Source organism: Campylobacter concisus (assembly GCF_002913225.1).
Taxonomy (GTDB): Bacteria; Campylobacterota; Campylobacteria; order Campylobacterales; family Campylobacteraceae; genus Campylobacter_A; species Campylobacter_A concisus_J.
On record NZ_PPAW01000002.1, the window covers coordinates 1 to 455 of the forward strand.

General features: G+C 38.0%; 1 pseudogene. It reads right to left on the bottom strand.

Going from position 1 to position 455, the window contains the following annotated elements:
- Positions 1-455: pseudogene (locus CYP26_RS00245) on the bottom strand (protein-disulfide reductase DsbD); the annotation flags it as partial.

Below are 455 nucleotides of genomic sequence, written 5' to 3' on the forward strand. Positions count from 1 at the left end.
GTACATAGATATTTTGCAAAGCGCCTGCGATACCAAAGCCAAGTAGGCTAGCTGCCACTCCCGCTAGTGCATAAGCTAGGCTCATCGCGACAACATAAATGAATGATAATAAAAAGCCTTTTTTTGCATTTACATTAGCACCTTTTGAGACGATTATGCTTGAATGTATCGGTATCATCGGAAAGACGCAAGGAGTTAGTGAAAGCAAGAGACCATAACCAAAAAAGGTAAGAAGTGAGATAAAAAAATTTTTATCTCCAAGACCATTTGCGATATCTTGCTCGCTAGAAAATTCTTCAGCAAAGCTGTCGGTATCGTTTTTTTGCTCTTTTTTAAAAGTGGCGATACTAAATTTTCCAGCTTGGTCAGTTATCTCATAAATTCTACTTTGTGGACGGTAGCAAATACCGTTTTTAGCACAGCCTTGATAGTTAATGTCAAGTATTGCTTTACCA